The organism is Microvirga calopogonii (assembly GCF_003347665.1).
GTDB lineage: Bacteria > Pseudomonadota > Alphaproteobacteria > Rhizobiales > Beijerinckiaceae > Microvirga > Microvirga calopogonii.
Genome location: NZ_QDGA01000121.1, coordinates 1 through 13,232 on the forward strand (window position 1 = coordinate 1; position 13,232 = coordinate 13,232).

General features: G+C 61.8%; 17 protein-coding genes and 1 pseudogene. 8 read left to right on the forward strand and 10 right to left on the reverse strand.

What is annotated here, in order from left to right:
- Together DDF70_RS32085 and DDF70_RS32090 are read right to left on the reverse strand one after the other, a co-directional pair.
- On the reverse strand, positions 1–494 hold a 494-nt coding region (locus tag DDF70_RS32085; RefSeq protein ID WP_162820835.1), incomplete at its 3' end, for an IS630 family transposase.
- Positions 421–954 carry a helix-turn-helix domain-containing protein gene (locus tag DDF70_RS32090; protein WP_162820832.1) on the reverse strand — a complete coding sequence of 178 codons (534 nt, stop codon included), beginning with the start codon at positions 952–954 and terminating at the stop codon, positions 421–423. The genes DDF70_RS32085 and DDF70_RS32090, both read right to left, overlap by 74 nt.
- A gap of 342 nt (positions 955–1,296) precedes the next feature.
- Between DDF70_RS32090 and DDF70_RS37200 the strand changes: the two genes are divergently transcribed.
- On the forward strand, positions 1,297–1,434 hold the full coding sequence (locus DDF70_RS37200; protein ID WP_162820833.1) for a hypothetical protein: 138 nt from the start codon (positions 1,297–1,299) through the stop codon (positions 1,432–1,434).
- A gap of 177 nt (positions 1,435–1,611) precedes the next feature.
- On the opposite strand, the gene DDF70_RS32095 is transcribed toward DDF70_RS37200, so the two are convergent.
- The 7 genes from DDF70_RS32095 to DDF70_RS32125 form a co-directional block, all read right to left on the reverse strand.
- Positions 1,612–2,637 (reverse strand): methyltransferase, encoded by a 1,026-nt coding sequence (locus tag DDF70_RS32095; protein WP_114948681.1) that lies wholly within the window; start codon positions 2,635–2,637, stop codon positions 1,612–1,614.
- A gap of 170 nt (positions 2,638–2,807) precedes the next feature.
- Positions 2,808–3,263: a DUF1684 domain-containing protein gene (locus tag DDF70_RS32100; protein WP_245435735.1), complete on the reverse strand. Its 456-nt coding sequence runs from the start codon at positions 3,261–3,263 to the stop codon at positions 2,808–2,810.
- A gap of 221 nt (positions 3,264–3,484) precedes the next feature.
- On the reverse strand, positions 3,485–4,081 hold the full coding sequence (locus DDF70_RS32105) for a hypothetical protein (RefSeq protein ID WP_114948682.1): 597 nt from the start codon (positions 4,079–4,081) through the stop codon (positions 3,485–3,487).
- Between the two features lie 153 nt (positions 4,082–4,234).
- Positions 4,235–5,194, reverse strand: a complete 960-nt coding sequence (locus DDF70_RS32110; RefSeq protein WP_114948683.1) for an ABC transporter ATP-binding protein — start codon at positions 5,192–5,194, stop codon at positions 4,235–4,237.
- Positions 5,191–5,829: an ABC transporter permease gene (locus DDF70_RS32115; protein WP_114948684.1), complete on the reverse strand. Its 639-nt coding sequence runs from the start codon at positions 5,827–5,829 to the stop codon at positions 5,191–5,193. Before DDF70_RS32115 ends, DDF70_RS32110 begins: the two co-directional genes overlap by 4 nt.
- Positions 5,829–6,458, reverse strand: coding sequence for an ABC transporter permease (locus tag DDF70_RS32120; protein WP_114948685.1), 630 nt, complete (start codon positions 6,456–6,458; stop codon positions 5,829–5,831). Before DDF70_RS32120 ends, DDF70_RS32115 begins: the two co-directional genes overlap by 1 nt.
- Positions 6,459–6,715: 257 nt before the next feature.
- Positions 6,716–7,609 (reverse strand): glycine betaine ABC transporter substrate-binding protein, encoded by an 894-nt coding sequence (locus tag DDF70_RS32125; RefSeq protein ID WP_114948686.1) that lies wholly within the window; start codon positions 7,607–7,609, stop codon positions 6,716–6,718.
- A 587-nt stretch (positions 7,610–8,196) separates the two neighbouring features.
- Here DDF70_RS32125 and DDF70_RS32130 point away from each other — a divergent pair.
- From DDF70_RS32130 to DDF70_RS32140, 3 genes and pseudogenes are all read left to right on the forward strand, one after another.
- A pseudogene (locus DDF70_RS32130) lies at positions 8,197–8,409 on the forward strand (DUF2934 domain-containing protein); the annotation flags it as partial.
- 317 nt (positions 8,410–8,726) lie between these two features.
- Positions 8,727–9,026, forward strand: coding sequence for a hypothetical protein (locus tag DDF70_RS32135; protein WP_114948688.1), 300 nt, complete (start codon positions 8,727–8,729; stop codon positions 9,024–9,026).
- 196 nt (positions 9,027–9,222) lie between these two features.
- Positions 9,223–9,888: a hypothetical protein gene (locus tag DDF70_RS32140; protein ID WP_114948689.1), complete on the forward strand. Its 666-nt coding sequence runs from the start codon at positions 9,223–9,225 to the stop codon at positions 9,886–9,888.
- Between the two features lie 121 nt (positions 9,889–10,009).
- Here DDF70_RS32140 and DDF70_RS32145 read toward each other — a convergent pair whose 3' ends face one another.
- Complete coding sequence (locus DDF70_RS32145) at positions 10,010–11,215, reverse strand: L,D-transpeptidase family protein (protein ID WP_114948690.1); 1,206 nt, start codon at positions 11,213–11,215, stop codon at positions 10,010–10,012.
- Positions 11,216–11,651: 436 nt separating this feature from the next.
- Here DDF70_RS32145 and DDF70_RS32150 point away from each other — a divergent pair, with 436 nt between their 5' ends.
- The 4 genes from DDF70_RS32150 to DDF70_RS32165 all read left to right on the forward strand — a co-directional run.
- Positions 11,652–11,843, forward strand: coding sequence for a hypothetical protein (locus DDF70_RS32150; protein WP_162820834.1), 192 nt, complete (start codon positions 11,652–11,654; stop codon positions 11,841–11,843).
- Complete coding sequence (locus tag DDF70_RS32155) at positions 11,843–12,166, forward strand: hypothetical protein (protein ID WP_114948692.1); 324 nt, start codon at positions 11,843–11,845, stop codon at positions 12,164–12,166. The genes DDF70_RS32150 and DDF70_RS32155 overlap by 1 nt, the downstream gene beginning before the upstream one ends.
- A 14-nt stretch (positions 12,167–12,180) precedes the next feature.
- A complete protein-coding gene (locus DDF70_RS32160; protein ID WP_114948693.1) occupies positions 12,181–12,696 on the forward strand; it encodes a Ros/MucR family transcriptional regulator in 516 nt (171 codons plus the stop codon).
- A 69-nt stretch (positions 12,697–12,765) separates the two neighbouring features.
- Positions 12,766–13,232, forward strand: a 467-nt coding sequence (locus tag DDF70_RS32165; protein ID WP_114946241.1) for a helix-turn-helix domain-containing protein, incomplete at its 3' end; no start/stop codon positions are given.

Here is a 13,232-nt window from a genome sequence, read left to right on the forward strand (position 1 = left end):
TAGTCGTCGAGCACGCGATGCGAGCGATAGCGCTCGCGCAGGTACAGCCAGACCCGCTCCACCGGGTTCAGCTGCGGTGAGGCGGGTGGCAAGGGTAAAAGGGTGACGGTGTCCGGCACGTGCAGGGCCCGTGCGTCGTGCCAGCCGGCCTGATCGAGCACGAGCACCGCGTGCACGCCCGGCGCAAGCTGACGCGCGAAGTGCTCGAGAAAGATCGTCATGGCATCGGTACTCACCCGCGGCAGCGCCAACGCGAAGGTCTCATCTGTGCCGGGCCGGCAGGCGGCAAACAGGGATAGGCTCTCGAAGCGCTGATCGACCACCCCGGGCGGACGCACACCGCGCTCATACCAGACGCGGGTGGTTCGTCCCTTCTGACCAAAGCGCGCTTCGTCCTGGCACCAGAGTTGAAGACGCGCGTCAGGATGCTGTGCCGCGATGGCCTGCAGCTTGGACGGGAGTTCCTTTTTTGAACGCCGGCTGTGCGGCCGGATTGCCCTTGGGCTGCGAGGGCCGGGTCTTCTGCCGCGACAGGTTCAGCCGCTTGAGCCGGCACGAGAGCCCCCATTGGCTGTAGCGCACGCGGTACGTCCGCTCGACATGCTCGCACAGGTCAACCAGCCGCCAGGCGCTGACCCCATCGCGCTCGGGCTCCGGCCCGTGCAGGATGTGAGCCCTGAGGGCGGCCTGCTGACCGGGACTGAGCTGCTCCGGGCGACCGGAACGGGGCCGGTCCTGCAGAGCGTCAGGTCCCTCAGCATTGAAGCGCTGGATGGCATCGTGCAGGGCCTGCCGCTCCATGCCGGCCAGCCGGGCAGCCTCAGTTCGGGTCATGCCCTCGAGCGCATTGGCGATCGCCAGCAACCGCAGGACAGCCCTGGGATCCCGCTCACGCGCAGCCCGTGTGCGCAGATCGGACGGCGAGGAGTCCAGACGGATCGGGAGCCCGGCCATGGTGGTCTCCTGCAATTGCGCCCCTGCCATCAGGGAATCATGCCAGACACGATCATGCGAAACACGCAAGACACATCAATGCAAATCCGAGTCAGCAATTCTCTGGATGGGTATCAGACGCTGGATCCACAAGCCGTTCGATGGCCCTCGGGATGCTATTGAAGCGGCTTCATGTCGGCCGAATGAACATTGCGCTCTGGGAAGGTGGCGACTTTCTCACCTTTCCCGGTCGTAAGGTCGACCCTGTACCTCCCCGGCTGACTGAGACCCCAGTGTGGTACAGTTGGAACGCGTGATCCGCTGAACGCTTCAGACGAACTCGGGATGTCGGAGGAGAAGGCCATGGCACAACGCGAACAGCATGGAAATCGGGAAGCCAAGAAGCCGAAGAAGGATAAGTCCAAAGGGGCCGGGCCAGCCCAATCCAGTAAATGGGCCGTGAGCGAGATCGTCGAGGGGGAGACGGGCTCCAAGCACTAGCTTCGGCTGCTCCACGGCAAGCCCGCGTTGATGCTAGCCGGCAAGCTTCCACCTCGGATACTGAACCGCCTCTCGAAGGCATGGTTGTGGCCGACGAGAAGCGAGGCTTCAGCGCACACTCATCGACGCCTCCTTGTCAGCAAACGGGCCACCGCGTGGGGCCATGCGCGTCGGCGGCTATTTCTGTCCGACCGCCATCGAATACGGGCCTTGCAAGGGCTCGATCCGGACGTCCTTGAAACCGGCCTCCTCCATCCAGCCCCGGCAGTCCGCACCGGTGTAGTCGAAGCCCGCAGGGGTCTCGATGAGCATGTTCAGGCTCATGAGCAGACCGAAGGCATTCTCACGCCGCTCGTCATCGATTATGGCATCGTAGACGATAAGGGCACCCCCGCTGGGCAGCGCCTCATAGGCCTTCCCGAGCAGGAGCTTCTTTTCCTCAAGGCTCCAGTCGTGCAGGATGTGGCCCATCACCAGCACATCGACATTGGGAAGAGGATCTTTGAAAAAGTCGCCGGCCTGGAAGGTCACGCGCTTCTCAAGGCCCTGCTGGGCCACATAGCGCTCGAACACCGGACCGACGGTCGGCAGGTCGAAGCCGATGCCTCTCAGGTGAGGGTGAGCGCGGGCAATCTCGGCAGTCAGGCCCCCTTGGGCACAGCCGACATCGGCAAAGGTGCGGTACTCGCTCCACGGGAAGGAGCTTGCCATCGCGCGAGCGGTCGGCAGGCTTAAACCCGTCATCGCGCCGAGAAACAGCTCCAGCCGGGCGGGCTCCGCATAAACGGCGGCGAACAGGTCGGGCTCGCCGTGCCGGGTCTCATTCTGCGGCAAGCCGGTCCGGAGCGCTTCGGTCAGGTTGCCCCAGAACCGGTAGAGCCGCCCGTTCATCATCTCGAGGATGCCGCCCACGTAGGAAGGCTTGTTGCGATCGAGGTAGAGATCCGTCTCAGGCATGTTCGTGTAGCGCCCATCCGAAAGGCGCTGCAGCAGGCCGAGCGCCACCAGGGCATCCAGGAAATCGCGGGCGCTGCGCTCGTGCAGGCCAACGGCATCACGGATCTGGGTCCCATCCAGGGGTCCGCTCTCGGCCAGCTTTGTAAAGAGCCCGAGCTCCACGGCGCTGAGAAGCGTCTTGGAAGGCCAAAAAGCACTGCCGAGTTGCAGGATCTTCTCGGGAGATGAAGCGGGCGCCTGCGTCATGGAATGGGTCCTCCACTGAGAGCCTGGGCTGGGGCCATGGGCGCGGCTTCGCGGAGCAGCCCGAAGGTACCGACGGTGGCGGATCGTCACCGCGCCGAAGCGGGACGATAATGGAGGAGCCGAGACAGATTACGACTGCAATCCGGTGTTACCCCGCCGGCAGACCCTCGTCAGTCCGGGAGCCGCTCACCGGCGCGGACGGGATTGGGAAGCCGGTTCTCGGCCGGCGCCAGCGGGCAGATCCATCGGTCCGCATAGGCGCAGGATGGATTGTAGGCAAAATTGAAATCCAGGACGAGCCGTCCGTCCGGGGCTTGGCCGAGATCGGCGCCCTTGATCGTGTCCAGGAGGTAGCGGCCGCCACCAAAGGTTTCGTGGCGGCTGGTGGCGTCCCGGAACGGCAGAAACACCCCGCCGCCGTAGCCGCCGATCCAGTAGAGGGTGAGTTCATTGCCGAGACGAGGCGTGAGCCCGCGGGTTCGGGCGAAGGGATGCAGGCGCACCTCCCCGTCATGGCCGGCCCCCGTCATGATCGTTGCCCGGCCCTGCGGTTCACCAACATCAGCGACGAGGCGAAGGGACGGATCGTACGGGAAATAAGGGAGCCCCGCGAACTCAGCCTGCATCTCAGGAAGGATGGGCGACTGGGAATGGTGACGAAACAGTTCATCCCGGCCTGCACACCATTGCTGCCACCCGGCGAGCGGTTCCGCAGCCCGAACCGTGGCGTAAAGCTCGGCGACTCGACGCCTCCAGTCACACAGCTCAAGGCTGCCCGTAGCGCTTTGTGGGCCGTCTGGAGACTGGTCAGATGGCGATGAGGCGGACATGGGCGGAGGCGTCCCGATCACATCGGTGGCTTGACGCCATTCTTCTCCAAGGTGGCGCGAGTTGCAGAGACAGACCCGTCGGGCTTTCTCTGCCCGAAGATAAAGACCGCCGCTCCGGGCTTCACGAGGCTCATGTCTCCTGGCACGAAGGCAACCACAGGCGCCTCGGGCGGAACGGTGATCTCCGCCTCCTGGCCCTTATAGGTGACACGCAGCACCTGGCCTTGAGCCGCAGCCGCGACCCCGGCGACGGTGGCATTGGTCATGAGGCTGTTGGGAGCCAGATCGTAGGCGAACTGCCCCTCGCCCGCTCCTGGAGGGAGGAAATGCACTTCAAGCGCCCGCAGCTTGCCGTCAGGTCCTCGGACGGAGGTCGAGGCGATGTAGTCGCCTGTTTTGATATCGGAGAGACTGCGCCTCTCGACACCGGAGATTGTGAAGTTCGGCGCCAAGGTGATGGGGACCTCCTGCCCTGCCTGGGTTTTGACCAGCAGGGTCTGGCCCTCAAGCTTCTCGACGGTCCCGCGAATGCGGGTGGGCGTCCCGTCCGGAGCTTGGGCCAAGGCAGGAATGGTCACCAGGGCGAAGACTACTCCGATCAGGGATGACCGCATGGATACCCTCCTGGGCTGGTGCGTGGATCAACATCAGGTGCTCCGGCATCCCTACACGATCTCTCATCGGGCTTTCCCGTCAATGCCCCTAAAGGTGTGGCACGAGGCCCGCACGGGCTTGTGATGGTGCGGCCGATAGCCAATCGCTTGGCCTCAGGTCGGTCGGATAGCACTGCGCACACGAATCGTGGTGAGCGTCAGGACCCCGATCTCCAAGCCGTCGGCATCCACCACGCGCGCCACCTCATTGCCGCTCATGAGCAGGAGGGAGAGCCCCTCGCGCAGGGAAGCAGACGCCGCGATCGTCGGCGTATCCACGGCGATCGTTCCACCTGTGCGAGCTTCGCAAGCTTCCCCTGCCGTGATCAGGGCGAGACGTTTGAGGGCCCGCTCCGCGCCCACGAAATCAGCGACGAAAGGATCTGCCGGACGCGCGAGCAACTGGTCAGGAGTCCCGAACTGGGCGACGCGGCCATCCCGCATGACGGCAACAAGATCAGCCATATGGATCGCCTCATCGAGATCGTGAGTCACCAGAATCACCGTCTTCTTCAGCCGCTGCAGGATGGCGAGAAATTCGTTCTGCAGGCGGGCGCGTATGATGGGATCGACCGATCCGAACGGCTCATCCATCAGCATGACCGGTGGATCGGCCGCGAGCGCTCGGCCAACCCCGACCCGCTGGCGCTGCCCGCCCGACAATTGGCGCGGATAACGGCTCATGAATTGACCTGGATCGAGGCCCACGAGGTCCAACATTTCGCCGACGCGATGTTGGATCTGAACAGGAGGCCAACCGAGAAGCCGCGGCACTGTCGCGACATTCTCGGCGACTGTCATATGGGGGAAGAGTCCCACTTGCTGGATCACATAGCCGATGCGCCGTCGCAGGCGGATCGGATCAATTCGTGTCACATCCTCGCCCTCAACGAGAATGCGTCCCTCTGATGGCTCGATGAGCCGGTTGATCATCCGGATGGTTGTAGTCTTGCCGCACCCGGAGGGGCCGAGAAGCACGCACGTCGCTCCCGCCGGCACGTGAAGGTCGAGGTGATCGACCGCAGGCGATGGCGCCTGCGGGAACCACTTTGACACACCTTGCAAGCTGATCATGCGTTCCCCGCCCGAGCCATGCGACGCTCCATAAGCCCAAACCCGATTTCGGTGCACAACGCCAGCGCCGCCACTGCGAGCCCGCCGACGATGAGTTGCGGCATGTCGAGCATTCCCATCCCAGAGGTGATAAGTTCACCAAGCCCGCCGCCGCCGATAAATGCAGCGAGCGTCGCCGCGGACACAATTTGCACCGCCGCCGTGCGGATGCCGGCAAAGATCACAGGAAGCGCGAGTGGGATTAGAATACGGTACATGACCTGCCGATTGGACAGACCCTGACCGCGTGCCGCCTCCACGATGTCGGCATCGATCCCTCGCAAGCCGGTATAGGAGTTGATCAGAATGGCCGGCAGCCCATAGAGGGCCAGAGCCACGAAAGATGGCAGAAAGCCGGTTCCAAGGGTGGGCAGCATGAGGGCAAGAAGCGCAAGGCTCGGGATCGCTCGCAAAATGGTGACCACTCCGACAGTGACGCCCGCCACCCGAGGCCATCGCAGGAGCACGAGGGACAGGGGGAGCGCGATTGCGATCGCTGCCGTCAGGGCCAAGCACGATAACGTGAGGTGTTGCCATACCGCCTGGCCGAAGACTTTTGGGTGCCCGACCAGCCAGGTCAGCACGTCACGCAGCATCAGGCCTGCTCCGCTATCGCCGCCCGGAGCCGGCGTTCAAGGTGACGTAGACCTGTATCGACAACGACAGCGAGGAGTGCGGTGACCATTGCTCCTGCCGCAACCTTTTCTCCAAAATCCTGTGTGATCCCCTGAAATATGATCTCCCCCAGGCCGCCGGCGCTGATGTACGCAGCGACGGTTGCGACCGAGATCTGAGTGACGGCCGTGATGCGAATTCCGGCCACGATGACCGGTGATGCGAGCGGCAACTCGATGCGGAAAAGGCGACGCCATGGACCATAGCCCATCCCATCCGCGGCTTCGATGATGTCGCTTGGGACCTCACGGATGCCTGTCGCAATGTTCCGGATGAGGATGACAAGCGAATAGAGCACAAGCGCCGTGACTGCCGGGCGGGTCCCAAGGCCCATGAATGGAATCAAGAAGGCGAACAGAGCAAGGGCCGGGATGGTATAGAAGACGCCGACGATCGCCATGACCGGGCCATAGACGCTCGGCCGTCGTGCAGAATAGACCCCAAGAGGAAAGGCAATCGCCAGAGAGAGTGTGAGTGCGATGCCAACGAGAGCCACATGCTCACAGAGAGCCGTGAGGAGGCGGTCGTAGTTGTTGAGAATCCAGGTCACGCAAGGCCGTCTGGGATGAGCCCGCTGTTCACATTGTCAGATAATGCCCAAGGAGATATCTGAACGTCACGAGCAATGGGCCTTTTGTGGTAGACGAACGGTGTCCACAGGTCGCAGTGCATAACTGCGTCGAAACCCCTAAGTGGCGGCGGACCATAGCCGGCGAGCATCAAGCCTCGTTGCGGCATGAGCACCTTCCGTATCGAAAATCGGTGTTGTCCGATGGCAGATGGAACGCACCGCATCAGTGTCTCGCGTCAGTGCATAACGCCTTTGGACGTCAGGAACTCGGAAGCGACCTGGCGCGGCTCTTTTTTCTCGACCTCGACCTGACGGTTCAATTCTTGCATGGTCGGATTGTCGAGCAGGGCACCGACACGCTCAAGCGTCCCAACAATCTTCGGATTGCTGTTCACAGTGTCCAGGCGCACCACGGGTGCGAGATAGTAGGGAGGGAACAGACCCTTATCGTCCTCGAGCGCAGCGAACTTGCCGGCTGCGATCTGCCAATCCGTTGCGAAGCCATTAGCCACATCGATCTGCTTCTGAGTGAGCGCCTCGTATCGCAGGCGTAGCGCCGCAAACTGGCGGAACTCGCCGAATTCGAGTCCATAGACTTCTTTCAGCCCCTTGAGGCCGTCGTGGCGGTCAGGGAACTCGGGTCCCGCCCCAAGCTTCAGCTTGCTCGACACCTTGGCAAGGTCACTGAGGGTCTTGAGATTCATCTCCCGCGCGGTCTCCGGGCGAACGACAATGGCATAGCCGTTGTTGACGCCGGATGGCTTAAGCCAAGTCAGCCTGAATTCCTTCTCATAGTAACTCTTGACCTTGTCGTAGACTTTGTCCGGGGTCATATCGGCTCCCCCGTCAGCCTTCATAACGGCGTTGAGGCCTGTTCCGGTGTATTCCGGGTAGAGGTCGATAGCCCCCGTTCTGACCGCCTCATGCGCGATGAGCGTGGTTCCGAGGTTGATCTTGCGTTCAACCTTGAAGCCCGCAGCCTCAAGTGCGGCGGCATAGAGCTCAGCGACAATGAACTGTTCCGTGAAGTTCTTGGAGCCAACCTTGATGGTCTGGGCCGAGGCTTCGTGTGATCCAAGCAGGGTGGCGAAAGCAAGAGCTGCCGCACTTAGCGTCCGAACAAGTTTCATGACGATCCCCCTAATCAGACTCGGAAAGCCGAGACCACGAGAGATTGCCTGCCAAGTTGGGTAGCCATTGACGGGGCATAGTCACATGGATAGGCGAGGGTCTAAGGTCTATCCCGAGTCGGAAAAGATCCTCGATCGAGCCAAAAGATCCTGAAGATCTGACTTCCCATTGCGGCCTCACCCCGATATTGAGGCCGTTACTTTATCTCCCATCCTTTGAATCGGTATTACATAGCTTCGGCCGGCCGTGTTGTAAATCAGGAACACATCTTGCGCTGCCCCCTTGTAGGGCTGAGGCGACGGTGCTGACATACCTGGGCCATGCATCTGCCCCATGGCATCCGCCACAAAAACGGGCAGTCCTGCTGTCCGTTTAACCTTGCCCAGCGTTCAGATGTAAACTATTTATTGCAGTGCAACAAGGCAATTGGCGTCGCGGTGTTGCTGCCCTTCTTGGGCGTTTCCTCCTAAACTTCGGGCCGCTCTTGAGCGGCCTTTTTTCTGGGTTGGTTCAGGCGCACTCTCCTTCACGATAAGCGCTGATGAGCCTTTGGAGGCAAGCCATGGCTGATTAGGAAGAGAAGGTCCGGGTGCGGGCCTACCAGATCTGGGAGCGGCAGGGCCGCACGGGCAATCCGTTCGATCACTGGCATGAGGCCGAGCAGGAGCTCAAGGCCGAGGAGACGGCGGGCACCTCCCAGAACCGTCCGGAGGCGACGGTCGAGAAGGCTACGCCCGTTGAATGTGAACCGGCGCCGGTGATTGACCCCTCTCAAGGGAAGCGCAACGCCTTGACTTAGCAACACAAGAAGGAACTTCCGCAGGGTCACCAGCGGCGCCGATCGTGACCCTGCTAAAGTGATGAATTTGCCAGCAAAGTCGACGTTTAATGGCAGCTGGCTCAAGGGTCAGCATTCGACGCTGATTCACAGTCAGTCAAGCCCATCGACACGCCTTCTGTGGGATCGGGGTAGCCGATCCTGCAGCTATGGCGGCCCCTTACCGGGAGCGCAGAGGGGCTGTGGGCCGCCTCCGCCAAGGCACCCCTGATGGCTTGGGAATATGACGCTACAACGCCGGAGGACGACAGCGCTGAGGCGTAATCCGGGAGAGGAACATGGGCGAGTGGAAAACGGTCTATGAGGACGAGGTCGAAGGGCGCTGGGTCACACTCAAAGTTTATGAGAGTGAGAATGACGAGGATGGAGATGACCAGCCAGTCGTGCGCGTCACAGTAGCTCCAATTGAGAATGCAGAGCCGAATGAAGATGGACAGAAGCCCGCAACAGGGGCAGATGCAGACGACAACTCCATCACATTGGATCCCGATGTGGTTGAGGATCTCAAGGAGGAGTTGATCGAGATCGGATTCAGCTCGGAGGCGGCGGAATGGATCATCGGCAAGATTCCTATGTGAGCCGCTTGACCGCTGTCAGGTTTGTCGTGCACCGGGTCGGTGGTCATCATGTGCCTGAGAAACGGCACGGCACTGAAGAGTTCTCTCGCAGCCAAAAGCTGTGATCCCTTTGCAACTATGGATCCGCAACTGCCCCAGTCCGGTTGACGTAAGTCCTGTCAAAGGTAGGTTGTCTGCCCCCTTACCGACGACCATCATGAGACTCTTCACCTCCATCGTAGCGCGGCGCGTGCTCCCTGCCTTTGGCTTTCTTGCCCTGACGGGCGGAACACAGGCTCAGACCCTGAACGGCATCCGCATCGGGGAGGAGATCACCACGGCATCGCGGATCGCAGGCAAGCCGATCTCCAAGGTCGCGGCAGGACCCCACGAGGAGGTCAGGTGGAGACTGTCGGACGGGAACAAGCTCGCGCTCGCCACGGAACCAGGGAACGGCCGGATCGCCTATGCTGAGGAGACCTGGGGCGGCCGGCTTGATGGCAAGCCCGCCGACTTCCCTGGCTTCACATATGGTGAGACGACCCTTGCGGACATCCGGATGCATGCGGAGAACAACGGTTTCGCCTTTGTCGAGCGGCTCCTTGACGAGAGATCCGATGGCCTGCGCCTGTTCAACGCCTACGAGGTGGAGGGCTCTCCCGGTCTCGTCGTGACCTTCGTCACCAAGATATCCACGAAGGACACGCAAGGGCTCAAGGGCAAGCAGCAGAACGTCGATATCAACCGGGCTGCCAAACTGGACGGCATCATCCTTGGAGATGCACGCTACCTCGAGTCGATCTGGGGCCAAGCCAAGCTCAAGGGCAAGAACTATAAGCCCATTCGTTGGGCCTCCGCTCGCAAGGTGGCACTGAAGCCCTAATCGCCTTTGACCCGGCGTACAGGTCCATTGGGCATGGTCGCGACATGACAGCCCCGCCCCGGTTCGGCAGGAAGGCGGTCTCAGCAGCCAGATCGCTGGCGTCCGCCAAGCCGTGTTCCTATCAGGTGCGCTTTTCCAAACGCGTGGGCACGATCTCCTGTGCTCCCAGGATCATCGGCTGGTTATGGGTGAAACTCATTGCGGCGCCACCGACGGGGGCCGACGTAAGCAGCGATGGCAGTTCCTTCAGCCACGTGGACGGGCCGTCCAGCGGCGCGATTGCCAGGAGCCGTTCCCCCGTGGTCGGAGGAGAGATAGCCTTCAATTGGTCTACTCGGGATGCGCAGGTGCCTGTCTCAAGACAGGCCGGGCGTGTCGCTCGTGCCGGCGTGATCACACGCTCCAGTCCGGCATAAGCCAGAGCCTCGGGACGGCTCACCTCACCCAATGACACGCCGCGGTGCCAGAGGGTGGTGAAGGATGGGTGCTGCCCGCCATCGGCATAGGTGGTTCGGATGGCCGCCCTGCCCTCCTCCAGCAACACCGCCATGTGATCGTCTTCCATGGCCCGGTAGGCCAACACAGCTGCTTCCGTGTCCGGGCTTTTGGCCAATTGGAAGGTGTATCGCCCCGTCGATACGTTCACGACGAGTTCTTCCCGAGTGGCCTCGAAGCGATCGGAGCCCTCCTTGAGTTGGCGCCAGAACGCAATGTTCGGATCCAGGCGATGCTGAACGAGGTTTTCCGCCGTCATGCGAAACGGATAGGCTTGCAGTTGGATGGCCTTCTGGCCACCCCTGAACGCCTCCCTCATCAGGGCGTAGATCTCCGCCATTCCCGCATCCGTCATGGCGTAGCAGCCGGCGGAGGAGCAGGTTCCGTGAACCATCAGGGCGGACCCGGTGGCCCCATGCGCCCGATCGTAGGCATTGGGAAATCCGGTGTCGAAGGACAGGTAGTGCTTGGATTTCGGGTTCATCTGCGAGGCGGTGACGGCATAGAAGCCTTCCGGCGTCTGCCGATCACCCTCCTTCTGCTTGGGACCAAGTTGGCCTGACCAGCGGCAGATGGGAAATGTCTTGAGGCGAAGATAGCGCCCGCTGGTGCTGCGCTTCCAGACTTCGAGTTCCGCCTCCTTCTTGTAGATGCGGATCAGCATCGGTTCGGCGGGAGCGGTGTTGCTCCCTTTCATCAGGGTCATCGTTGCCGGCGGAATGGGAGTTTCGTGCTTCAGATACCCGGGCGCAGCCTGCGCGACCTGACCCATCAGGGCAGCGGCGATGAGAGCCAAGACAGGCAGATGTGACCATCCGAGCATCGGGATCATAGGCGGCTTTCGGTCGTTGGGTGCGATGGGCTTTTATGGCGTGGGTAACGGACCGAGACTGCCATTTGCAGGAAATTGCGGCAACAAGTGGCAAGTGGCTTGTCTCCAGCCCAGGCAACTCAGCGAAAGGGGAGCGTGAAAGGGGCTGGAACAAGAATGCTCCCAAACGATGGGGTGGATGGCTCCCGCTCCCAACGGTGCCAAGATGAGGCCCGTATGTGGAAGCAGTTCGTGTTCCGACCCCAAAGGAGGGCATATTTCTTGGCGGCCCTGAGCCTATCGACGATGTCTATGCGCTTCTCATCTTCCACTGAGAGCGCACGATAGGCGCAATCCACTGTTTCCACAGCCTGTCCCACGCCCCTGTTCCTAGGACTCGACTTCAGTCCTGTGCAAGAGTCATGTTCGCTATTCGTTCTCGCTGAGTCGAATGCGGATGAGCAGGCTAAAGAACACACCCCGCAAGCTGAACGTCGAGCAAGTTCTCGATATCCGGCTGCGCTATGCCGTTCGTGACCGGGAATGGGCCAAGATCGGCCGCCTCTATGGCTCGAAGGCGAATGCTGTCCGGAATGCAGCCTTGGGCCTGTCCTATAAGGATCTTCCTATGCCCCCGAGGAGCCGCTGATGCCGCTCAATTGGAGGCCTGCTGCATGGCACGTCGACGGGAGCCTTGAAGGGGGCCTAGGCTTCCATCGTTTCAGTCTCGTCTATCAGCACCGTGCAGGAGGCGAAGGAAACGGCCGCTGGGTCTGGACCATGAACGGTATGCCGCATAACGCCAAGGTGCCGCTTCTGGGATTTGCCGAGACGGCCGATGAAGCGCAAAGGGCTGCCGACGAGATCTTCGATGTGTGGCTGGAGCGGTCGGGTTTGAGAATTGCCCGCACCTGCCCGAGTGGCTTGACCCAGCCAGGCTATCAGCTAACTGATCACGCCTCAGCCTCATAGGCATTGGATGAGTTATGGATCAAACTGAACAGCGGCTGGACTTCGCCAGCATTACCGCCGATATCGTCTCGTCTTACGTGGCCAATAACTCTGTTCATCGCGCCGATCTACTAAACGTGATCGGAACGGTGCACGCTGCGCTCCAAGGGCTTGCCACCCCTAAACAGGCACAGCCCGAGAAACCAGAGCCACGCGTTTCGATCCGCAAGTCCATCACGCCCGACTTCCTGATCAGTCTTGAAGACGGCAAAAAGTACAAGACGCTCAAGCGGCACCTTGGGACGCTGGGGCTGACGGCTGAGGAGTATCGCGCAAAGTGGGGGCTCCCCGGCGATTACCCGATGGTGGCGCCGAACTATGCTGCGAGGCGCTCCGAGCTCGCCAGGAGCACCGGCCTTGGCCAGCAGCGAAGGAAGACTGTCGCGAAAGCAGTTGCTGCACCGGAGGAGGCCGTTTCGGAGCCGGCTGGAGTCTCTAAACCAAAGCGCCGCGCATCTTCGAAGGCGAAGACGGCCGAGGTTGGCGAGTAACCCCTAGTGGGTCGTCTGCCGTCGGATATGGTATAGTGGCATGGTGATCCTCGTGTTGCGAGGTGCCCCATGTCGCGCCACCAGAAAGATCCACTACGCCCGCTCACCGTAGACGAGCGCAAAGAACTCACCCGCCTGAGCCGCTCCCAGAGTACTCCTGCCGCTGAAGTCGACCGTGCCCGTGCCCTGCTGGCGATTGCCGAAGGCGCCAGCTACACCGCCGCCGCCCATCTCGTCGGGCGCGGCCACAACGAGACCATCTCGGCCTGGGTCAGTCGCTTCAACCGCGAGGGCCTGGCCGCCGTGCGCCCGCACCACGGTGGCGGGCCACGGATCCGCTATGGGGCTCACGCGCAGCAGCGCATCCTGGCCGAATGGGCGCGAGCGCCGCAGCGCGAGCAGGACGGCACCGCGACCTGGTCGCTGAGCCTGCTGCAGAAGGCCTTGCGCCAAGCCCCGGACGGCCTGCCGCAGGTGAGCCGGTTCACCATCGCGCGCACCCTGCACGAGGCGGGCCTGAGCTGGCAGAAGAGCCG